General features: G+C 72.0%; 19 protein-coding genes. 11 read left to right on the top strand and 8 right to left on the bottom strand.

What is annotated here, in order from left to right:
- Positions 1-2: 2 nt before the first annotated feature.
- The 5 genes from C6361_RS26115 to C6361_RS26095 all read left to right on the top strand — a co-directional run bounded on the left by C6361_RS26115 (position 3) and on the right by C6361_RS26095 (position 4,317).
- Positions 3-446 (top strand): thioesterase family protein, encoded by a 444-nt coding sequence (locus C6361_RS26115; RefSeq protein ID WP_107263896.1) that lies wholly within the window; start codon positions 3-5, stop codon positions 444-446.
- A complete protein-coding gene (locus C6361_RS26110) occupies positions 443-994 on the top strand; it encodes a flavin reductase family protein (RefSeq protein WP_107258255.1) in 552 nt (183 codons plus the stop codon). Before C6361_RS26115 ends, C6361_RS26110 begins: the two co-directional genes overlap by 4 nt.
- On the top strand, positions 985-2,340 hold the full coding sequence (locus C6361_RS26105; protein ID WP_199853086.1) for a cytochrome P450: 1,356 nt from the start codon (positions 985-987) through the stop codon (positions 2,338-2,340). The genes C6361_RS26110 and C6361_RS26105 overlap by 10 nt, the downstream gene beginning before the upstream one ends.
- Before the next feature lie 67 nt (positions 2,341-2,407).
- Positions 2,408-3,442, top strand: coding sequence for an NAD-dependent epimerase/dehydratase family protein (locus C6361_RS26100; protein WP_107269308.1), 1,035 nt, complete (start codon positions 2,408-2,410; stop codon positions 3,440-3,442).
- Entirely contained in the window at positions 3,439-4,317 is an 879-nt protein-coding gene (locus tag C6361_RS26095; protein WP_199853085.1) for a maleylpyruvate isomerase N-terminal domain-containing protein, read from the top strand. The genes C6361_RS26100 and C6361_RS26095 overlap by 4 nt, the downstream gene beginning before the upstream one ends.
- A gap of 158 nt (positions 4,318-4,475) precedes the next feature.
- On the opposite strand, the gene C6361_RS26090 is transcribed toward C6361_RS26095, so the two are convergent.
- Positions 4,476-5,636 carry an epoxide hydrolase family protein gene (locus C6361_RS26090; protein ID WP_107269307.1) on the bottom strand — a complete coding sequence of 387 codons (1,161 nt, stop codon included), beginning with the start codon at positions 5,634-5,636 and terminating at the stop codon, positions 4,476-4,478.
- Complete coding sequence (locus tag C6361_RS26085; RefSeq protein WP_199853084.1) at positions 5,633-6,871, bottom strand: cytochrome P450; 1,239 nt, start codon at positions 6,869-6,871, stop codon at positions 5,633-5,635. Before C6361_RS26085 ends, C6361_RS26090 begins: the two co-directional genes overlap by 4 nt.
- A gap of 243 nt (positions 6,872-7,114) precedes the next feature.
- On the opposite strand from C6361_RS26085, the gene C6361_RS26080 reads away from it, so the two are divergent.
- Positions 7,115-8,371 carry an RNA polymerase sigma factor gene (locus tag C6361_RS26080; RefSeq protein ID WP_107269306.1) on the top strand — a complete coding sequence of 419 codons (1,257 nt, stop codon included), beginning with the start codon at positions 7,115-7,117 and terminating at the stop codon, positions 8,369-8,371.
- 75 nt (positions 8,372-8,446) lie between these two features.
- On the opposite strand, the gene C6361_RS26075 is transcribed toward C6361_RS26080, so the two are convergent.
- Positions 8,447-8,788: a YciI family protein gene (locus C6361_RS26075; protein ID WP_234359010.1), complete on the bottom strand. Its 342-nt coding sequence runs from the start codon at positions 8,786-8,788 to the stop codon at positions 8,447-8,449.
- A gap of 173 nt (positions 8,789-8,961) precedes the next feature.
- Here C6361_RS26075 and C6361_RS26070 point away from each other — a divergent pair, with 173 nt between their 5' ends.
- The 5 genes from C6361_RS26070 (at position 8,962) to C6361_RS26050 (ending at position 15,215) form a co-directional block, all read left to right on the top strand.
- The gene (locus C6361_RS26070; protein WP_107271191.1) at positions 8,962-10,311 is read left to right on the top strand and encodes an NAD(P)/FAD-dependent oxidoreductase; all 1,350 of its coding nucleotides are present in this window, start codon (positions 8,962-8,964) and stop codon (positions 10,309-10,311) included.
- A 74-nt stretch (positions 10,312-10,385) separates the two neighbouring features.
- Entirely contained in the window at positions 10,386-11,858 is a 1,473-nt protein-coding gene (locus C6361_RS26065; RefSeq protein ID WP_107258261.1) for an MFS transporter, read from the top strand.
- A gap of 95 nt (positions 11,859-11,953) precedes the next feature.
- Positions 11,954-12,655, top strand: a complete 702-nt coding sequence (locus C6361_RS26060) for a DUF899 domain-containing protein (protein WP_107269305.1) — start codon at positions 11,954-11,956, stop codon at positions 12,653-12,655.
- Positions 12,656-12,671: 16 nt separating this feature from the next.
- Positions 12,672-13,922, top strand: coding sequence for an MFS transporter (locus C6361_RS26055; RefSeq protein ID WP_107269304.1), 1,251 nt, complete (start codon positions 12,672-12,674; stop codon positions 13,920-13,922).
- Positions 13,923-14,030: 108 nt separating this feature from the next.
- Positions 14,031-15,215 (top strand): acyl-CoA dehydrogenase, encoded by a 1,185-nt coding sequence (locus tag C6361_RS26050; RefSeq protein WP_107258264.1) that lies wholly within the window; start codon positions 14,031-14,033, stop codon positions 15,213-15,215.
- Between the two features lie 64 nt (positions 15,216-15,279).
- Here C6361_RS26050 and C6361_RS26045 read toward each other — a convergent pair whose 3' ends face one another.
- The 5 genes from C6361_RS26045 to C6361_RS26025 all read right to left on the bottom strand — a co-directional run bounded on the left by C6361_RS26045 (position 15,280) and on the right by C6361_RS26025 (position 20,760).
- On the bottom strand, positions 15,280-16,506 hold the full coding sequence (locus C6361_RS26045; RefSeq protein ID WP_107269303.1) for a glycosyltransferase: 1,227 nt from the start codon (positions 16,504-16,506) through the stop codon (positions 15,280-15,282).
- A gap of 40 nt (positions 16,507-16,546) precedes the next feature.
- Complete coding sequence (locus C6361_RS26040; RefSeq protein ID WP_107269302.1) at positions 16,547-17,521, bottom strand: NADP-dependent oxidoreductase; 975 nt, start codon at positions 17,519-17,521, stop codon at positions 16,547-16,549.
- Positions 17,522-17,676: 155 nt separating this feature from the next.
- Positions 17,677-18,912: a cytochrome P450 gene (locus C6361_RS26035; protein WP_107269301.1), complete on the bottom strand. Its 1,236-nt coding sequence runs from the start codon at positions 18,910-18,912 to the stop codon at positions 17,677-17,679.
- Positions 18,913-18,928: 16 nt separating this feature from the next.
- Complete coding sequence (locus tag C6361_RS26030) at positions 18,929-20,389, bottom strand: NAD(P)/FAD-dependent oxidoreductase (protein WP_234359009.1); 1,461 nt, start codon at positions 20,387-20,389, stop codon at positions 18,929-18,931.
- The gene (locus C6361_RS26025; RefSeq protein ID WP_107269300.1) at positions 20,320-20,760 is read right to left on the bottom strand and encodes an SgcJ/EcaC family oxidoreductase; all 441 of its coding nucleotides are present in this window, start codon (positions 20,758-20,760) and stop codon (positions 20,320-20,322) included. Before C6361_RS26025 ends, C6361_RS26030 begins: the two co-directional genes overlap by 70 nt.
- Positions 20,761-20,783: the final 23 nt, after the last annotated feature.

Below are 20,783 nucleotides of genomic sequence, written 5' to 3'. Positions count from 1 at the left end.
TCATGGACAAGTACTACGAGTACCTGCACACCGTGGGGTTCGAGGAGACGAACCTCGTCGGGAACGTCTACTACGTCAACTACCTGCGCTGGCAGGGCCGGTGCCGGGAGATGTTCCTCAAGGAGCGGGCCCCGGACGTCCTGGCCGACCTCCAGGCCGACCTGAAGCTGTTCACCCTGAAGGTCGACTGCGAGTTCTTCGCCGAGATAACCGCCTTCGACGAACTCGCCGTCCGGATGCGGCTGGTGGACCTGGCGCACACCCAGCTGGAGTTCGGCTTCGACTATCTCCGGCTGGACCCGGGCGGCGGGGAGACCCTGGTCGCCCGGGGCCGGCAGCGGGTCGCCTGCATGCGCGGGCCGAACGGCGCCACCGCGCCGGCCCGGGTGCCGGAGGCGCTGGCCCGGGCGCTCGACGCGTACCTGCCGGCGGGGAGCCAGCCATGACACTGGAGGCGCGCAGAACCGTCGACGCCCAGTCGTTGCGCCGGGCGTGTGGGGCGTTCGCCACCGGCGTCACGGTGGTGACCGTCGGCGGCGGGGTGCCACACGGCATGACGGCCAACTCGTTCGCCTCGGTGTCGCTGGATCCGCCGCTGCTGCTGGTCTGCATCGACCGGAAGGCGATCATGCACGGCTGCCTCGACGGCACCAGGTCGTTCGGGATCTCCGTGCTCGCCGCCCGCCAGGAGGCCGTCGCCCGGTACTTCGCCGACCGGCGGCGGCCGCTGGGCGCGGCCCAGTTCGACTCCGTCGACTGGCGTCCCGGGCCGGTGACCGGGGCGCCGCTGATCTCCGGCGCGCTCGCGCACTTCGAGTGCGACGTCTGGCGCAGCTACGACGGCGGCGACCACACCATCTTCCTCGGCACCGTGCTCTCCGCCGAACAGCCGGACGCGGCCGACGCGCTGGTCTTCCTGCGCGGCCGCTTCGACCGGACCGGTCCGGCCGCCCGCACCAACGACGTGAGCGAGGTGACCACGACGTGTCCCTGACCGCCTCCGTCCGGGTCCCGCCGGGTCCACCGGCCCGGTCCGCGCCCCGTCTACTGTGGAAACTCGTCCGGGACCGGCTGGGGCTGATGTCCTCGGCGGCCGGGGCGTACGGCGACGCCGTCCGGATCGCCATGGGCCCGAAGGTGCTCTACTTCTTCAACCACCCCGACCATGCCAAGTACGTGCTGGCGGACAACCCGGGCAACTACCACAAGGGACTCGGGCTGGCCCAGGCCAGACGGGCGCTCGGCGACGGCCTGCTGACCAGCGAGGGCGAGCTGTGGCGCAAGCAGCGCAGCGTGATCCAGCCGGTCTTCCAGCACCGGCGGATCGCCCGGCAGGCCGGGGTGATCGCGGAGGAGGCGGCGGAGCTGATGGTCCGGCTCCGGGCCCGGCAGGACGGCGAACCGGTCGACGTGGTGCGCGAGATGACCGGACTCACCCTCGGCGTGCTCGGCCGCACCCTGCTCGACGCCGACCTGGGCGCCTTCGGGTCGCTCGGGCAGGCCTTCGAGGCGATGCAGGACCAGGCGATGTTCGAGATGGTCTCGCAGAGCGCCGTGCCGATGTGGGTGCCGCTGCCGCACCAGCTACGGTTCCGGCGGGCCCGCGCCGAGTTGCAACGCATCGTCGACGAGCTGGTCCGGGACCGGACCCGGGACCCGACCGGCGACGACGCGCTCTCCCGGCTGATCACGTCCACATCGGAGGAGGCCGACCCGGCCGTCGGCCGGCGGCGGATGCGCGACGAACTGGTCACGCTGCTGCTCGCCGGCCACGAGACCACGGCCAGCACGCTCGGCTGGACCTTCCACCTGCTCGACCGGCACCCGCAGGTCTGGCAGCGGGTACGCGCCGAGGCCCGGGACGTACTCGGGGACCGGCGCCCGGAGTACGAGGACCTGCGCGAACTCCGGTACACCACGATGGTGGTCGAGGAGGTGATGCGGCTCTACCCGCCGGTCTGGATGCTCTCCCGGATCGCCCAGCAGGCCGACGAGGTGGGCGGCTACCGGATACCGGCCGGTGCCGACGTGCTGATCTGCCCGTACACCCTGCACCGGCACCCGGGGTTCTGGGACGATCCGGAGCGCTTCGACCCGGAGCGGTTCGACCCGGCCCGCGCCCAGACCGGGCACCGGCCGCGGTACGCGTACATCCCGTTCGGGGCCGGACCGAGGTTCTGCGTCGGCAACCACCTCGGGATGATGGAGGCGGTCTTCGTCGTCGCCATGGTCGCCCGCGAGCTGCGGCTGAGAGTGGCGCCCGGCCACCGGGTGGTGCCCGAGCCGATGCTCTCGCTGCGGATCCGTGGCGGCCTGCCGATGACCGTGCACGCCGCCTGACCGAGTGCCCCATATCGAGGAATCTCGACCCTAGCGGCCGACCCGGCCGGGACTGGACGATGGCGACGTGCTGGTTTTGGTAACCGGAGGCACCGGCTTCCTGGGCTCCCACTCGGTGGCGGAGATCCTGCGCGCGGGGCACCGGGTACGCCTGCTGGTCCGCGACCCGGCCGGCGTCGCCCCCGCGCTCGGGCCGCTCGGCGTCGACCTGGACGGTCTCGAACTGTGCCGGGGCGACGTCACCGACCCGGACGCGGTCGCCGGGGCGGTACGCGGCTGCGACGCCGTGCTGCACGCCGCCTCGGTGTACAGCTTCGACAGCCGGGCCGGTGCCGCGATGCGCGCGGTCAACGTCCGGGGCACCGAACTGGTGCTCGACGCCGCCCGGGCGGCCGGTGCCGACCCGATCGTGTACGTGTCGAGCTTCGCCGCCCTGCTCCCCGCCGACCGGGAACCGCTGCACCCCGGGTCCCCGGTCGGCGCGCCGCGCGAGACGTACATGGCGACGAAGGCCGGCGCGGAGGCGGTCGCCCGGCGGGCCCAGCGGGCCGGTGCCCCGGTGGTCATCAGCTATCCACTGGCCACCCTCGGCCCGCACGACCCGAAGCTCGGCGACCAGGCCGGCCGGGTCCGCAACGCGCTGCGCGGCCTCATGCCGATCTGGCCGTCGGGCGGCTTCCCGGTCGGCGACGTCCGGGACGTCGCCCGGCTGCACGCCGCCGTGCTGAGTCCGGGCCGGGGACCCCGCCGGTTCCTGGCCCAGGGCCGGTACGTCGACACCCGCGAGTTCGTCCGGGTGCTGCGCCGGGTCACCGGCCGGAGGCTGCCCGCCGTCCACCTCCCGGCCCCCGCCATGCTGCCGGTCGGCGTGCTGGCCAGCCTGGTCCAGCGGCTGGTGCCGGTGCACATCCCGGCCGAGTACGGCGCCATCTACACCTGCCTGGTCGGCCGCCCCGTCGACACCGGCGCCACCGACCGGCTCCTCGGTCCCGCCGGCACCACCTTCGAGACCACGATGCGCGACACGGTGCGCTGGCTGCACCGTGCCGGACACATCCCGGACCGGCTCGCCGGCGCGGCGGCCGTCATGGAGGCGACGTGATCATTTCCGACGGACAGTGGGCGGAGACCCGCGACGCGCTGCGCCGGGCCGGCGACCGCTTCGCCGACCTGCTGCCCGCGGTGCCGGACCCGGCGGCCCGGGCGACGAGGTCCTGGTCGGTCGAGCAGACGGCGGCGCACATGGTGTCGCTCGCCTGGGCCTGCGAGACCATCGTCGAGCCCGGCAGCGACAGCGGCCGGGACGCCCGGCTGGACACCCAGCTCCGCAAGACCCAGGTCGACACCGTCCGGGACCTCAACGACCTGCTGCTGCGGCAGTACATCGTGGAGCGTGGTCTGGTGCCGCTCCAGGACCGGCTGCGCGAGCACGTCCGGTCGATACTGCGGGCCACCGACGGGCGCGATCCCACCGAGGCGGTCGACTGGCTGGGCGGGTCCCGGCTCCCGCTCGGAGGGTTGCTGGCCCACCTCACCAACGAGCTGCTGATCCACGGCTGGGACATCGCCCGGGCCGGCTCGCTCCGGTGGGAGATCCCGGCCCGGGACGCCGGCCTCTTCATCGAGCTGTTCCTGGTCGGAGTGACCTCGTACGGCTACGGCGCGCTGCTCGACAGCACGGCACCACCCCCACGGCGGCGGATCGCCGTGCAGTTCAGGTCGCGGCACACCCGCCCGCTGACGATCGTCCTGGACGGCACCGGCCGGTACGACGGGAACCGTGGCCGGGTGACGGTCGCCGAGCCGGAGCGCGGCGACGACGTACGGCTCTGGTTCGACCCGCCGACGCTGAACCTGGTGCTCTTCGGCCGGATGTCCCGGCTGCGGGGCGCGCTGACCGGCCGGCTCGTCGTACGCGGCCGGCGCCCGTGGCTGCTGCCGGTCTTCCTGCGTACCGTGCACATGCCGGACAACTGACGACCCCGCCGTCCGGACGGTCGCCGACGCGCACGGACGTCCCCAGTGGACGGACGAACGGCGCGACCGCCGCCGAGGGGCTGTGCCCACGACGGCGGCCGCGCCGGCCGGACGACCGTGATGCGCGCGCGCCACGGCGTCGTCTCGGGGAATCGTGGCTACCGGTTCAGCACCCGGGTGAACGCGCGAAGGTCGTCGACGAAGAGGTCGGGCTCCTCCAGGGCGGCGAAGTGCCCACCCCGGTCGAACTCGTGCCACTGCACGATGTTCGGGAACGCCGGCTCGGCGAAGCGCCGGACCGGCCGGGCCGAGTCACGGGGGAAGACGGCCACGCCGAGCGGTACCGGCAGCGGTGGCGGCGCGGCCGGCGGGGTCGGCGCGGTCGGGAGCTGGTCGGCGGTTTCGAAGTAGAACTGGGCCGAGGAGCCGGCGGTCGCGGTGAGCCAGTAGAGCATGACGTTGGTGAGGATCCGGTCCCGGTCGATCGCGTCCTCGGGGACCTTCGCCGAGTCGCTCCACTCCCGGAACTTCTCGACGATCCAGGCGAGCTGCCCGACCGGCGAGTCGGTGAGGGCGTACGCCAGGGTCTGCGGACGGGTGGCCTGGAGCAGCATGTACCCGGAGCCGTCGGCGAGGAACTTCGCCAGCAGTTCCAGTCGTTCCCGGTCCCCGCCGTCGAGGCCGGCCAGCGCCGCCGGGTCCGGCGGGGGAGCGGTGAAGAGGAAGTTCACGTGCGCGCCGAGCACGTGCTCCGCGTCGAGTCCGGCGAGGGTGAGGGTGATCCACGCCCCGACGTCGCCGCCCTGCGGCACGTACCGCTGGTAGCCGAGGCGACGCATCAGCTCCGCCCAGGCGGCGGCGATCCGGGGAACGTTCCAGCCCGGCTCGCTGGTCGGGCCGGAGAAGCCGAAGCCCGGCAGGGTGGGTACGACCAGGTGGAAGGCGTCGGCCGGATCCCCGCCGTGCGCCCGGGGGTCGGTGAGCGGGCCGATGACGTCCAGGAACTCGACGAAGGAGCCGGGCCAGCCGTGGGTGATCAGCAGCGGCACCGCCGTCGGTTCCGGTGACCGGACGTGCAGGAAGTGCACGTTCGCGCCGTCGATCTCGGTGCTGAACTGCGGGTACGAGTTCAGCTTCGCCTCGGCCGCCCGCCAGTCGTAGCTGGTGCGCCAGTATTCGACCAGCTCCCGGAGGTAGTCCAGCGGTACGCCCCGCTCCCAGCCGCGGTCGGGCATCTCGGTCGGCCAGCGGGTGTTCGCCAGCCGCCGGTCCAGGTCGTCCAGGTCGGCCTGCGGGATCTCGATCCGGAACGGCTTCATACGCTCACCCGGCCCCAGAGGTAGACCGGGACGTCGCGCCGGCCGTTCATGATGAAGGTGCCCTGCGGGGCGAGCTGGTCCTTCGGCGTCGCGAGTTCGAGGTGCGGGAAGCGGTCGAAGAGCGCCGGCAGCATGATCAGGGTCGCCAGCTTGGCCAGCCGCGCGCCGAGGCAGTAGTGCACGCCGTGGCCGAAGGAGAGGTGGGTCTTGTCCTTCCGGGTGGCGTCGAAGACGCAGGCGGTCTCGCCGTGCAGCTCCGGGTCCCGGCCGAGGCCGGCGTAATCGATCATCACCGGGTCGCCCTGCTCGATCGTCACCCCGCCGATCTCGAACCGCTCGGTGGCGAACCGGAACGGCAGGTGCGCGACGGGGGACTCCACCCGCAGGGTCTCCTCCATCACGTCGTTCCAGGAGACCTCACCGGACATCACCTTGGCCCGCAGCGCCGGGTCGTCGAGTACCGCGATGATGGCGTGGCTCAGCGAGTTGACCATCGTCTCCGAGCCGGCTCCCAGCATCAGGTGCAGCGTCCCGATCAGCTCGTCGTCGGTCAGCCGGGAACCGTCCTCGTCCCGGGCCGCGATCAGGGCCGTGGTCAGGTCGTCGCCGGGGTGCTCCCGCTTGTACACCACGAGATCGGCGATCGCCTTGGTCCACTGGTCGACGTTGGCGGCCGCCTCCTCGGGGGTGATCCTGGTGTCCACGTTGACGTGCCCACCGCGCAGTACGTCCGCGCGGGACTCGTCCGGCACGCCGAAGAGGTCGCACATCATCCGGGCCGGCAGCGCCTGGCAGTACCGGGTCTTCAGGTCCACGACCTCGTCGGGGGCGGCGGTGGCCAACTCGTCGAGCAGCTCCTTCGCCGTCGTCTCCAGCTGGGGTGCCATGGCCTCGACCCGACGCGTGGTGAACGCCTTCAGGAGCAGCCCGCGCAGCCGGGTGTGGTCGGTACCGTCGTGGGTGGCCATGTTGTCCATCACCGCCCAGGTGATCAGCGGCCAGTCCGGCGGAATCTCCCCGTTGATGAACGCCGGCCAGTTTCGGCGCGGGTTCTTGGAGAACCGTTCGTCGATCAGGATCTGCTTGGCCAACTCGTAGCTGTGCACCGACCAGGCGAGGACGCCGCCCGGGAGTTCCACCCGGGCAATGGGGCCCTGCTCGCGCAGCCGATCGGTTTCCGCGTGGGTGTCCCGGCCCTCGGGGTCGAGGACGAATGGGCAGACAGCCTTTTCCACGGTCGGTACCTCCATTGGCTAATCCGCGAAATCAACCGGATGTGGGCGGGCGGGCACCGGGAATCAGAATTGTCGTGGTCGCTGCTGCGCCGCTCGATCGCTGCCCGGATGCCCGGATCCCTCGATCACGTCATCACCATAGACGCTGGTCAGTGGCGAGAATTCTTCCAACTTGCTGGCTTGCGTGCCGCCGCACCGACCGACCGGGGTCCGTGCTCAGGCCGCTCGTTGCATGATGGAGCCATGGAGATTGACGGCGAGGTCGTCGACCTGTTGCGCCGGTTGGCGCCCCAGGTGCTCGCCACGCTGGTGCGCCGGCACGGCACCTTCGACGCCTGCGAGGACGCGGTCCAGGAGGCGCTGGTGGCGGCCGCGACGCAGTGGCCCGCCGAGGGTGTGCCGGAGAGCCCCCGTGGCTGGCTGACCACGGTGGCGGCGCGCCGGCTCGCCGACCAGTACCGCAGCGAACTCGCCCGACGGCGCCGGGAGGTGAGTACGGCGGCGCGGCTGCCGGCGGACGAGCAGTGGGTACCCGGCCCGGACGTCGAGCGCCCGGAGGACCGGGACGACACCCTGCGGCTGCTGTTCCTCTGCTGCCATCCGTCGCTCTCCCCGCCCGTCCAGGCCGCGCTGACGCTGCGCGCGGTCGGCGGCCTGACCACGGAGCAGATCGCCAACGCGTTCCTGACCAGCGAGTCGACGATGGCGCAGCGGATCCGCCGGGCCAAGCAGCGGATCAGGGCCAGCGGCATCCCGTTCCGGCTGCCACCCGAGTGGGAGCTGCCCGACCGGCTCCGGGTCGTACTGCACGTGCTCTATCTGATCTTCAACGAGGGTTACACGGCGACGTCCGGGCCGCAGTTGCAGCGCGGCGAGTTGACCGGGGAGGCCATCCGGCTGACCCGGGAGCTGCACCGTCGGTGGCCGGCGGCCGGCGAGGTCGCCGGGCTGCTGGCGCTGATGCTGCTCACCGACGCCCGGCGCGCGGCGCGTACCCGGGCCGACGGCACGCTGATCCCGTTGAGCGAGCAGGACCGCGACCGCTGGGACCGGGACGCCATCCGGGAAGGGATATCGCTGCTGACCAGTACCCTGCCGAGGGGACCGGCCGGGCCGTACCAGCTCCAGGCCGCGATCGCCGCCGTGCACGCGGAGGCGGCGCGGGCCGAGGAGACCGACTGGGCGCAGATCCTCGGCCTCTACGACCTGCTGCAACAGGTCTCGCCCAGCCCGGTGGTGGCGCTGAACCGCACCGTGGCGGTGGCGATGGTGCACGGCCCGCAGGCGGCACTCAACCTGCTCGGCGGGCTCGCCGCCGACGGCCGGCTCGCCGGGCAGCACCGGTTGGAGGCCACCCGGGCACACCTGCTGGAGATGGCGGGCGACCACACGGCCGCGCACTCGTGCTACCGGCTCGCCGCGCGCCGCACGGCGAGCCTGCTGGAGCGCCGCTACCTGGAGGACCGGGCGGCCCGCCTGGTGCGCGGGCAGGCGCGGTAGGCGGAACAGCGGGCAGGCGCGGTGAGCCGAACCGGCGGGCAGGCGCGGTGGGCGGAACCGGCGGACGAGTGCGGGTCACTCCTGCCAGAACGGCCGCAGCTCCACGGTGCCGATCTGGGCGCCGGGATGGGCGGAGGCGACCTCGATCGCCTCGTCGAGACTGGCGCACTCGATGACGTCGAAGCCGGCCAGCTGCTCCTTCGTCTCGGCGAACGGGCCGTCCGAGACCAGCAGCTCGCCGTCGCGCAACCGCACCGTGGTGGCCTCGGTGGTGGGCCGGAGGCGGTCGCCGAGCACCCGTACGCCGCGCGCCTGCATCTGCTGAGCCCACGCGGTCGCGGCCTTGACCTCGGCCGCGGACTCCTCCGGACTCAACTGGACGGACTCGTCGACGCAGACCATCAACAGGTACTTCACCGTCGCCACCTTTCGTGAGGGTCAGGTCACCGTCGGGAGGCTATCAGCTTCCGGCCGGGGCACGAGGACGGACACGGTGCCGGGTCGGCCGCGTGACAGCAACGGGGAAGATGCGCGACCTCCGGCCGCGGTGTGACAGTCGCGGTGACGGCGGCGGAGCCCGGGAGGTCCCCTTGAACGAACATGTCGGTGACCGGGCGGTGGTGCTGGGCGGGAGTGTGGCCGGCCTCTTCGCCGCCCGAGTCCTCGCGGACTTCTACCGCGGTGTGACCGTGGTGGACCGCGACCAGTTGGTCGGCGCGACCGGTCCGCGCCGGGCCGTTCCGCAGGGACGTCACATCCACGGCCTGCTCGCCCGCGGCCAGCAGATCATCGAGGAGCTGTTTCCGGGCTTCACCAAGGAGATGGCCGCCGGTGGGGTGCCGACCCGCGACTTCGGTACCAGCCTGGGCTGGCACTTCAACGGCCGGATGATCCGCAAGGTGGAGACCGACCTGGTCTGCATCTCGCCCGGTCGCTGGCTGCTGGAGGAGCGGATGCGGGCCAGGGTCGGCGAGCTGTCCAATGTCGACTTTCTGGACCGGACGGACGTCGTCGGGCTCGAAGCGAGCCCGGACGGCAGCCGGATCACCGGCGTCGCGGTGCACCGGCGGGACGACGGCGGGCCCGGCGGCCGGCGGTCGCTGCCGGCGGACCTGGTCGTCGACGCCACGGGACGCGGATCCCGCACCCCGCGCTGGTTGACGGAGCTGGGCTATCCCCGGGTCGGCGAGGAGGAGGTCAGGATGGACCTCACCTACACCACCTGCGACTTCCAGGCACCGCTGGCCATCGACCCGATCGGCGACGACATCGCGATCATCTCGGTCGCCACCCCCGGCAACCCGCGCGGGGCGACCTTCGCCCGGCTCCCCGACCGCTACTCGGTCTCGCTGAACGGAATTCTCGGTGACCGGCCGCCGACCGACCCGGACGGCTTCCTGGAGTACGTCCGCTCGCTGCCGGTGCCGCAGATCTTCGAGTCGGTCCGCCGGGCGGAGCCGTTGACCACCCCGGTCTCGTTCCACTTTCCCAGCAGCATCCGGCGCCGGTACGAGCGGCTGGCGCGGCTGCCGGAGGGGCTGCTCGTGCTCGGTGACGCGGCCTGCGTGTTCAACCCGATCTACGCCCAGGGGATGACGGTGGCGGCGATCGGGGCGGTCGTGCTGCGTCAGTACCTGGCGGACGGCGTGCGGGGCGCGCAGCGGTACTTCCGCGACCTGGCCCGGGCGATCGACCCGCCCTGGGACATGTCGGCCGGCGGCGACCTCGGTTTCCCCGGGGTCGCCGGCCGGCGCGGCCTCAAGGTACGGCTGGGGAACGCCTACATGCCGAGGTTGCAGACCGCGGCGACCCGGGACCCGGTCGTCTCCCGCGCCTTCATGCGGGTGGCCGGTCTTGTCGACCGGCCGGAGACCCTGATGCGTCCGGCGATGGTCTCGCGGGTCTTGTTTCCGACCCTGCGCCGGTCGAACGGAGGTTGACCCGGCCCGACGGCCCGCCGGCACCGTCGCCGCGCGGGCCGTCGTGCCGATCGGTGGAACGAGGAGGAGCGGAGATGGAACCAGCCGGGGTAACCGCAACATCCACCGCGCACGGCGAGCGCGATCCACGTCGCTGGACCGCGCTGGTCGTGCTCTGCTGCGCCAGCTTCATGGTGATTCTCGACTCGCAGATCGTCATCGTCGGCATGCCGGCGATCCAGTCGGCGCTGGCCCTCGACGCCAGCGCGGCGCAGTGGATCCTGACCGCCAACCTGCTCACCTTCGGAGGTCTGCTGCTGCTCGGCGGCCGCTCGGCGGACCTGCTGGGCCGGCGCCGGATCTTCATGGCCGGCCTGATCGGCTTCCTGCTCACCTCGCTGCTCTCCGGGTTCGCCTGGAACGCCGAGGTCATGATCGCGGCCCGGGCCGTGCACGGCGTCTCGTCGGCGATGATGGTGCCGAGCGCGCTGTCGATCCTGATGAGCACCTTCGAGGAGGGGGCCGAGCGCAACAAGGCCATCGCCGCCTGGTCGGCGGTCGGCGGCATCGGCGCCACCGCGGCGATGCTGGTCGGCGGCTGGCTCACCAGCAATCTCGGCTGGGAGTCGGTCTTCCTGGTGAACGTACCGGTGGTGCTGGTGCTGCTGCTGGTCAGTCCGATGGTGCTGCGGGAGAGCCGGGACCACGGGCGGCGGCGGACCTTCGACCTGGCCGGGGCGCTGACCAGTACGGCGGCGCTCGTGGCGCTGGTGTACGCGATCTCCGAGGCGCCCGCCGCGGGCTGGTCGAGCGTGCAGACCACCGGCCTGCTCGCCCTGGTGGTCGTCCTCGGGGTCGTCTTCGTCGGGATCGAGGCCCGGTCCAGCGCGCCGCTGGTGCCGCTGCGTACCCTGCGGATGCGTACCGTCGCCACCGGCAATCTGCTGATGGTCGTCGTCGCGATGCTGGTCTTCTCACTCTCCTTCCTCTCCTCTCTCTACGGGCAGCAGGTGCTGGGGTACTCGGCCATCGAGTACGGCTTCCTGGGCTCGATCATGCCGGTGATGGCGGTGCTCGGCGCGTACGTCGGGCAGGCGGTCGTCACCCGGCGCGGGTTCCGCCCGGCCGCCGTGCCGGGGGTGCTGATGCTCGGCGTCGCGTGCGCGATGCTGATCATGATCAGTGTCCGGGGCGACTACCTCGGCGACCTCTTCTTCCCCTTCGTGATCTTCGGTCTCGGTCTGGGCATCGCGCACACCACCGCCTCGATCGTCGCGCTGACCGGGGTCGCGGAGTCGGAGTCCGGTCTGGCGTCCGGGCTGGTGCACGCCGCCTTCCAGGTCGGCGGCGGCTTCGGCATCGCCATCGTCTCGACCGTGGCGGTCTCCTTCTCCACCGGGCCCGACCAGCCCAGTGCGCTCACCAACGGATTCCGGGCCGGCTTCGTCGCCTGCGTGGCGTTCGCGGTGGTCGCGCTCGCCTTCGCGGTGGCGCTCCCCGGCCGCCGTCGGGCCGCCGTCGCCGCCCCGGACGAGCAGGTCCGGCCCGCGCCGGCCGCCCGGCCGTAGGTCTTCCACCGGAACCCTCGGCCGGCTGTCGTCCTCCGGCCCCTCTGCTCCGACCTACCTATGAGAGCCCCGTCGAGGCGGAAGAGGAGAACGAGATGAGCGACGTACAGGTGGCGTCGAGGCAGGACTGGCTGGCCGCCCGCAAGCGGTTGCTGGCCAGTGAGGAGGAGGCCGCCCGCCGGCTGGCCGAGGTGGGTGCGCAGCGGCGGGCACTGCCGGCGGTGAAGCTGGAGAAGGAGTACGTCTTCGACGGCCCGGAGGGCAAGGTCACGCTGCTCGACCTCTTCGCCGGGCGCCGCCAGTTGATCGTCTATCACTTCATGTTCGACCCGGCCTGGGAGCACGGCTGCAAGTTCTGCTCCTATCTGGTCGACAACATCGGCCACCTGTCGCACCTCTACGCCCGGGACACCACGCTGGTGCTGGTGTCCCGGGCACCGCTGGCGAAGATCGAGTCGTTCAAGGCCCGGATGGGCTGGAGCCTGCCGTGGTATTCGTCGCACGGCAGCGACTTCAACTACGACTTCCACGTCACCCTGGACGAGGCGGTGGCTCCGGTGGAATACAACTACCGGGACCGGGCCACGCTGGAGCGGACCGGCGGGCAGACCTCGGGCGAGGCGGGCGGCCTCAGCGTCTTCGTCCAGGGCGGCGGCGACGTCTACCACACCTACTCCACCTACGGGGAGGGCGCCGCGCTGCTGCACGGCATCGACAACTACCTGGAACTCACCCCGCAGGGCCGGCCGTTGATCCAGGACAAGGCCGGCTGGCTGCGGCACCACGACCGCTACTGAGGGTGCGGGACAACGCATGACTGAGCACACTCTCGAAGCGGCGGAGACGGCCGGCGAGCCGCAGCCGATCAGCGCCGCGGTGGCGGCCCGGGCCCGCTGGGCCGTGACGGCGGTCTTCTTCGTCAACGGGCTGCTGATGACCAGCTACATCGCCCGGCTGCCGGGGCTGAAGACCGAGCACCGGCTCAGCGACGGCGAACTCGGCCTCGTCCTGACCGTCTACGGCGTGGCCGCGGTCCTCACGATGCAGCTCGTCGGGGTCTTCGTGGCCCGGTTCGGCAGCGTCCGGGTCATCCGGCTGACCCTGGTCGGGCTCCCGGTGGCGCTGGTCGGGGTGGGGTTGGCCGGCGGCGCCGTCCAGCTCGGGCTGGCGGTGCTGGTGCTGGGTACGGTGATCGGCGTCCTGGACGTCTCCATGAACGCCCACGCCGTCGCGGTGGAACGGGTACGCGGCCGTCCCATCATGAACGGCTGCCACGCGGCCTGGAGCCTCAGCGCGGCGACCGGTTCGCTGGTGGCCGCCGGGTTCACCCGGGCCGGTGTCTCGCCGACCGGGCACTTCCTGGCGGTCGGCGCGGTCTGCCTGGTCGCCGGTCTGCTGATCACCGCGTGGCTGCTGCCGCCCTCGGCCGACCACGTGCCACGCTCGCCCGACCGCAAGCGGGTACGGCCGGGCTGGCGGGCCGGCTGGACCCGGACGCTGCTGCTCTTCGGCGCGATGGGATTCGTCACGATGGTCGCCGAGGCCACGGTGATCAGCTGGAGCGGCGTCTTCCTGCACGACTACCACGACGCGACGCTGGCGCTGGCCCCGCTGGGCCTCACCGCGTTCACCGCCTGCCAGACGGCTGGCCGGCTCGTCGGCGACCGGCTGCACGTGCGCTACGGCGCCCCGGCGCTCTTCCGGGCCGGTGGCGTACTGGCCGTCTGCGGCCTCGCGGTCGTCCTGCTGGTCCCGTCGCCGACGGCCGCCATCGCCGGGTTCGGGCTGCTCGGCCTCGGCGGGTCGGTGCTGCTGCCGCTGGTCTTCAGCGCGGTCGGGCACGCCGGGGGTGACGGGCCGGGTGCGGCGACGTTCCTCTCCCGGTTCAGCACCTTCACCTACGCCGGCATCCTGATCGGCCCGGCGCTGGTCGGCTGGTCCGCCGAGCTGGTCGGCCTGGGCTGGACCCTGGCCGGGCTCGTACCGCTGCTGGTCGGCGTGGTGCTCAACGCCCGGTTGATCGCCTTCGCCGACCGCGACCGGCGGGCAGCGGCAACGGGCTGAGCCGGTCATTGCGCATTCCCGAAGGTGCGTGGTTGATACCGAAATGTCACGGTCAGAGGTGGGCGGCCAGGCCGGCCGGTCCGCTTCTCACGCAGGTCTGGAGGAGTCATGGTGTTGAAAACCGACGTTCCGCAGCGGGTGGAACTGGTCCGGCGGGCGGAGGAACTGGTACCCCTGTTGCGGTCGCACGCGGCATGGACGGACCAGCACCGGCGGCTGCACGACGAGGTCGTCGAGGCGATGTCGGCCGCCGGGATCTTCCGGATGCGGGTGCCCGCGCGCTACGGCGGGTACGAGAGCGACGCCGGCACCGTCCGCGAGGTGATCAGCCGGATCAGCGGCAGCGACGGCTCGGCCGGCTGGAACACGGCCGTCTGGTCGATCAGCAACTGGATCGCCGGCCTCTTCCCGGACGAGGCCCAGGACGAGGTCTTCGCCGAGCCCGACGTGCGGGTCTGCGGGGTGCTGAGTCCGACCGCCAGCGCCGAGCCGACCAACGGCGGTGTCGTGGTCAACGGGCGGTGGCGGTTCATCAGCGGCGCGCTGCACAGCCAGTGGCAGGCGATCCTCGCGATGGGGCCGGCGCCGGACGGCTCCCAGTGGCCGCTGATGGCGCTGGTGCCGATCTCCGACCTGGAGATCGTCGACGACTGGCACACCGCCGGCCTACGGGGCACCGGCAGCGTCAGTACGGTGGCGAAGCAGGTCTTCGTCCCGCAGCACCGGGTACTGCCGATGGTGGCGATCCTGGCCGAGCAGTACGCCTCGAAGGCGAACGCCGGTTCACCGCTGTTCCGCCAGCCGCTGGTCCCGACCGGCTGCGCCACCTTCGCCGCGACCGCGGTCGGGCTGGCCAGAGCCGCGCTGGACGCGTTCCTCGACCGGCTCGGTGACCGGAAGATCACCTACACCGAGTACACCAGCCAGCGCGAGGCGCCGATCACCCACTTCCAGGTCGCCGAGGCGGCGATGAAGACCGACGAGGCCGAGTTCCACGCCCAACGGCTGGTGGAGCTGCTGGACGGGAAGTACGCCACCGGTGAGGCGTGGCAGCTCGTCGACCGGGTCCGGGCCCGGGCCGACCTGGGCCGCGTCTTCCAGTTGACCAAGGAGGCGGTCGGGGTGCTGAAGACCGGCAGCGGCGGTACGTCCATCTACGACGACGTGCCGATCCAGCGCATCGACCGGGACATCCAGACCCTCAACATGCACGCACTGATGCACCCGAACACCAACGCGGAGCTGTACGGGCGGATCCTCTGCGGGCTGGCGCCGAACACGATGTATCTCTGACCGCGAGGCAGATGCCGAAACGGGGGGCCGGCGCTCGCGCCGGCCCCCCGTCGTCGTTGCTGGCTCAGGAGAAGCAGCGCACGTCCCGGCCGATCCGGTGCGCCTCGGCGAGGAACCGGTCCTTCCACCGGTCCCAGAGACCGGCGAGCCGGGAGGTGATGACCACGACGTCGACGGAGCGTTCGGCCAGCGGGGTACGCAGGCCGAGCGCGTGGTGACCGACGTGCCGCCCGCCGCGTACGGCCCGCTCCACCAGCTCCCGGTCGAAGTCCAGCAGCGTCGCCGGCCGCAGTGCGTCGGGGACGTGCCCGCCCGCGCCGACCACCGCCACCGTGTCCGTCGGCGAGCTGCCCCGCAACGCCTGCTCGATCTCGGCCGCCACGTCCAGCTCGCGTACCTCGCGGGTGTGCCGGAGCAGGGCGTTGTACTCGTCCTCCCAGGGCCAGAAGAGGTCGTCGTCGACCAGCGCCCAGCCGATCTCGTTGACCGGCTCCGGATGCCGGGAGGCGAAGCGGAGCATGTTCCGCTTGAACTCGTCGAGCTGCTCGCGCCGCTTGCGCTCCTGCAACGCCTCGATCACCCAGGCCGCCCGGTCGAGCCGCATCGGCAGGCCCCGGCGGTGCAGCAGGTACCCGAGTTCCAGGTCCTCCCCGGCCCAGCCCCGGTGACCCTCGTCGAAGCCGCCCACCGCCCAGAAGTCGTCGGTACGCATCGAGCAGTTGATCGTCCAGAAGACCTGCCACGGGATGCTGCGCCGCTCCAGGTCGTCGTCGCACTCCGCCAGCAGCTTCTCCCGGAGGTCGAGGAACTCCGGCACCTGGCCGTAGCGGCGTACCGCCTCCTCCGGGGTGTGCTGCCGGACGATGTCCGCCACCTCCCACATCGGAGCCTCCGGGTTGTATCCGTAGGCGTACCCGAGCAGGGCGCAACGCGCCGTCTCGTCCCGGTGGGCCAGGAAGTGCCGCTGCACGAAGTCCGGCCCGGGCAGTGCCCCGGTGTCGAGGAAGACCAGGATCGGCGCGGAGGCGAGCCGGGCGCCCTCGTTCCGGGCCAGCGACACCCGGTTGTCCTCGTCGGCTTGGAAGTGGTATTTCACGCGCAGCCGGTCCGAAAAGGACCGCACCACCGAGACCGAGTCGTCCGACGACCCGTCGTCGGAGACCACGACCTCGAACTCCGGCGTGCCCGGCCGCTGCCTGGTCAGCTGGAGCAGGCTGGCGTGCAGGTGCTCGCGCCGGTTGTAGGTGGGGATGACGATCGAGACCAGCGGGTCGGTTCCGGGTGACGTCACGGCAGGATTCCCTCCGGTTGGTGCCAGCACGGCCAGACGGTCAGAACCTGAGCAGGACCTTGCCCAGGTACGCCCCGTCGAGCAGGGACTTGATGGCGGGGATCAACTGGTCGAGACCGTCGACGAAGGTCTCGTGCAGCACCACCTTGCCCTCCCGGACCAGCGGCGGGAACTCGCGTTCGAACTCGGGCTGCAGGTCCAGGTGGTCGTTGGTGGTGAAGCCGATCAGGTTCAGCCGCTTGCCGATCACCATCTGCATGGTGCGGTGCGGGTGTGGCCGCCCGTTGCGGTGCTCCTCGGAACTCCCGCAGAGCAGGATCCGGCCGTGTGGGCGCATGGCGTTGAAGGCACTGTCGAGCTGCCAGCCGCCGACGTTGTCGTAGTAGACGTCGACGCCCTGGAGATCCGCCGGCCACCCGTCGTGGTAGTCGAACGCCTCGTCGAAGCCGAGCTTCTCGGTGACGAACCGGGCCTTCTCGGCGGAGCCGACGCTGCCGACCACCCGGGTCGCCCCGCGCAGCCGCGCCAGTTGTCCCACCACGCTGCCGACCGCGCCGGCCGCGCTGGAGACCACCACGGTGTCGCCCTGCTCGATGCCGATCCGGTGTACGCCGCAGTAGGCCACGATCGCCGAACTGAGATGGTGCGAGATCGACGGGTAGAGCGTGGTGTCGAGGACGGTGAACTCCTTGACGTCGCCGACCGCGTACTCCCGCCACGCCATGTGGTGCAGTACGACGTCGCCGACCTGGAGTTCCGGGGTGGCCGACTCCACCACCTCGCCGATGGCGTGCCCCCACATCGGCCCGCCCAGATCGAAATGGGGCACGTGAAGATCACTCAGGTCGCGCATTCGCTGGAGTAGACCGGGGTCGATCGCCATGTACATGTTCCGGACCACGGCTTGACCGGGTTTCGGCGCCGGCACCGGCACCTCGACCATGGCCACCTCGCCGGGGACCGGCAGGTCGTCGGGGGGGCGGGTGATCAGGTGAATCTCACGACTTGTGGTCATGGTCGGCTCTTCCCTCGAAAAGACAGGGCACCCTCGCGCACCGCCACGGCGCGGCGCCGCGAACACTCACGGAAATGAGAATATCGACGGAGCGGATCTGACCAACTTCCAAAGAGCGCAGTTGCGCCCTGGTGGCTTTCCCGACCCGCGCCCCCTCAACCGGTCGGCCGTCCGGTCAGATACACCGGCAGCGCGCGGAGCCCGTTCATGATGAAGGTGCCGGGCGGCGCCAACTCGGCCGGCGGGACCGCGAGGGCGAGCGCGGGAAACCGCTCGAAGAGCGCCGGCAGCGCCACCGACGCCTCCAGCCGGGCCAGCGCGGCGCCGACGCAGAAGTGCGCCCCGTAGCCGAACGACAGGTGGTCCTTGTCCGGCCGGGTCAGGTCGAACGCCTCCGCGCTCGCGCCGTACCGGGCCGGGTCGCGACCGGCGGCGGCGAGGCAGATCAGGATCGGGCTCCCCCTGTCGATGGTGACCCCGTCCACCTCGATGTCCTCGGCCGCGAAGCGCAGCGGGAGCTGGGCGATCGGCGCCTCCGCCCGCAACGTCTCCTCGATCACGTCGGACCAGGAGGCCCGGCCGGCCGCCACCAGCTCCCGCTGGTCCGGGTGGGTGAGCAGGGCCACGACGGCCTTGGTCAGCAGGTTCATCACCGTCTCCGAACCCGCGCCGAGCACGTTGAACAGCGAACCGACCAGCTCGGACTCGCTGAGCAGCCCCTGCCGGTCGTGCGCCTGCACCAGCCGGCTGGTCATGTCGTCGGCCGGGGCCGCCCGCTTGGCGGCCGCCAGCTCCCGCAGCGCCACCTGCCAGTGCGCCACGTTGGCCGCGGCCTCCTCCGGCGGCAGCGTGGTGTCGACGGCGAGTTCGAGGCCGCGCAGCACCTCCGGCCGGGCCTCCTCCGGCACCCCGAACAGCTCGCAGATCATCTGCGCCGGCAGCGGCGCGGCGAAGTTCGCCCGAAGGTCGACCGGCCGGTCCGCCGGATGTTCGGCGAGCCGGTCCAGCAGGTCGGCGACGATCCGCTCGACCAGCGGACGCTGCGCCTCGATCCGGCGCGGCCCGAAGTCCGGCGCCACCAGTCCGCGCAGCCGACGGTGGTCCTCCCCGTCGACCAGGGTCATGCTGTCCATCTTGACCCAACTGATCAGCGGCCAGTCGTCACCGATCTCGCCGTTGATGAACGCCGGCCAGTACCGGCGCGGATCCTTGACCACCCGCGGATCGGCGAAGAGCCGCCTGGCCAGCGCGTAACTGGTGATCGACCAGGCCGACACCCCGCCGGGCAGCTCGACCCGGACCGCCGGCCCCAGCTCGCGCAGCCGGGCCGCCTCGGCCAGGATGTCGCTCCCGGTGCGGTCGATGACGTAGGGACAGCGGTCGTCCTGCATGGCTCGTCTCCCGGGGTCAAGAGGGGACCGCGGCGGCAGCCGCCGCCGGTCTCGGCGCTGGGTGCCGCCGGCCGAGCACCCGGGCCAGCATCCCGGGCCGCAGCAGTGCCTGCGGCCCGTCGATCAGGCCGGCCACCCGCAGGAAGGACTCCGCCACCACCGGGTCCTCGGCCACCGCACGGTGCACCCGGGCCAGGTACGCGCCGGCCAACCGGACTTTCGGGCTCCGGGCGCCGACGACCCCCGGGTACGCCAGGTCGCCCAGGACGTTGATCTCCCAGGCGGCCCGGATGGTCGGGGCGACGGCGGCGAAGAACTCGACGGGTCGGGGTTCGGCACCACGGCGCAGGTGGTCGCGGAGCACCAGCGCCTCGACGGCGGTGATCGTGTTGCCCTGCGCGTAGACCGGGTTGGGACTGGCCATCGCGTCCCCGAGCACCAGCAGCCCGTCGGGGAACCTGGTCAGCCGCTCGTAGTGCCGCCACAGGCTCGTCGGGAACTGGTACGCCCGGATCTCGTCCAGCGGTTCGGCGACCCGCAGCGCGTCGTGGATCTCCGGCACCGGGACCGTCCGCGCGTACCCGAGGAAGCCCTCCGGCTCGGTCGGGGCCTGGTCGCCGAGGTGCGCGTTGAGCGACAGGACGTACCGTTCACCCCCGTCCGGCAGCGCCCGCTCCCGGGCGAAGACGGCACCGCGCGGGTGACTCGGCGTCTGCGCGACGATGTACGCCAGGTCCGTGCCGAGCAGCCCCAGCGGCAGCCGGTAGTGCCGGGTGGTGTAGCTCAGCCTGATCTTGATCCGCTCCTCCGCCGGAGGCTGGTACCCCAGCTCCGCCAGCCAGACCGGCAGCCGCGAGCCCCGGCCGGTCGCGTCCACGACGAGATCGGCCGGGAGCAGCTCCGACCGCCCGTCGCGCCGGTGCAGGATCCGCACCCCGGTCACCCGGCCGCGGTCCGGGGTGGTGACCAGCTCCCGCACGTCGTGCCCCTCCCGGAAGGTCACGTTGGGCAGGGCCCGGACCCGCTCGCGGACGGTCTGCTCCAGCGCGGTCCGGGGGATGGCGAGGCAGACCAGACCGCTGCGTACCTTCGGCAGCCGCCGGCCGTTGATCACCCAGCGCAGGTCGGCCCCCACGTCGCCGGTCGGCACCCCGGCCGCCCGGGACTGCGCGGTGATGCCGGGGAACAGCTCCTCGATGGCGCGCTGCCCCCGGGCGAGCAGCGCGTGCGCGTGGAACGCCTGCGGGGTGGCGTGCCGGGTTCCGGTCACGCCGAGCAGGCGGTCCCGGTCCACGACGACGACCTCCCGGTACGCCTCGGCGAGGACGTGACCGGCGAAGAGGCCGGCGATGCTGCCGCCGAGGACCACCGCGCGCCCACCGAGGGGTACGCCGTTCGCCGGCTGGGTCACCTCGACCCGTCCGGCAGCGGGATCGGGGCGCGGACCGGCGTGTTCCCGTACCCGGTGATGGTCCACTCGCCGTCCTGCTTGACGAAGACCCAGATGCCGCGGATCGCGTGCTCGACCGGGACCTCGGTGGCGCCCGGAGGGTACGCGCCGCCCTGGGAGAGGAGCAGCATCACGTCGTCCCGGATGTACCGCAGCTCCAGCGGTGCCCCGAGCACGTGGGTCCCCTTCCACTTGCCGTCGAAGGCCTCCGCCATCCAGTCGCGGATCGCCGGACGCCCCTTCAGATGGGCGCCGGGGAGCACGATCGAGGCGTCCTCGCTGTAGACCGTGGACAGTTCGTCGGCGTCGTTCTCGTTCCACGCTCCGGTTATGCGCCCGACGATGTCGCGTACCGCTTTCTCGTCTTCGGGACGGACCGGAGAGACGGCGTTGCTCATTGCGTTTTCCCTTCCTGGGACGG

This window comes from Plantactinospora sp. BC1 (assembly GCF_003030345.1).
Classification (GTDB): Bacteria; Actinomycetota; Actinomycetes; order Mycobacteriales; family Micromonosporaceae; genus Plantactinospora.
This window is presented reverse-complemented; position numbering and strand designations above follow the sequence as displayed.

Excerpts from the sequence above, each read along its gene's own strand:
- C6361_RS26115 (WP_107263896.1), top strand. The coding sequence starts at position 3 with ATGGACAAGTACTACGAGTACCTGCACACCGTGGGGTTCGAGGAGACG.
- C6361_RS26110 (WP_107258255.1), top strand. The coding sequence starts at position 443 with ATGACACTGGAGGCGCGCAGAACCGTCGACGCCCAGTCGTTGCGCCGG.
- C6361_RS26090 (WP_107269307.1), bottom strand. The coding sequence starts at position 5,636 with ATGAAGCCGTTCCGGATCGAGATCCCGCAGGCCGACCTGGACGACCTG.
- C6361_RS26080 (WP_107269306.1), top strand. The coding sequence starts at position 7,115 with ATGGAGATTGACGGCGAGGTCGTCGACCTGTTGCGCCGGTTGGCGCCC.
- C6361_RS26065 (WP_107258261.1), top strand. The coding sequence starts at position 10,386 with ATGGAACCAGCCGGGGTAACCGCAACATCCACCGCGCACGGCGAGCGC.
- C6361_RS26060 (WP_107269305.1), top strand. The coding sequence starts at position 11,954 with ATGAGCGACGTACAGGTGGCGTCGAGGCAGGACTGGCTGGCCGCCCGC.
- C6361_RS26055 (WP_107269304.1), top strand. The coding sequence starts at position 12,672 with ATGACTGAGCACACTCTCGAAGCGGCGGAGACGGCCGGCGAGCCGCAG.
- C6361_RS26050 (WP_107258264.1), top strand. The coding sequence starts at position 14,031 with ATGGTGTTGAAAACCGACGTTCCGCAGCGGGTGGAACTGGTCCGGCGG.
- C6361_RS26040 (WP_107269302.1), bottom strand. The coding sequence starts at position 17,521 with ATGACCACAAGTCGTGAGATTCACCTGATCACCCGCCCCCCCGACGAC.
- C6361_RS26035 (WP_107269301.1), bottom strand. The coding sequence starts at position 18,912 with ATGCAGGACGACCGCTGTCCCTACGTCATCGACCGCACCGGGAGCGAC.
- C6361_RS26025 (WP_107269300.1), bottom strand. The coding sequence starts at position 20,760 with ATGAGCAACGCCGTCTCTCCGGTCCGTCCCGAAGACGAGAAAGCGGTA.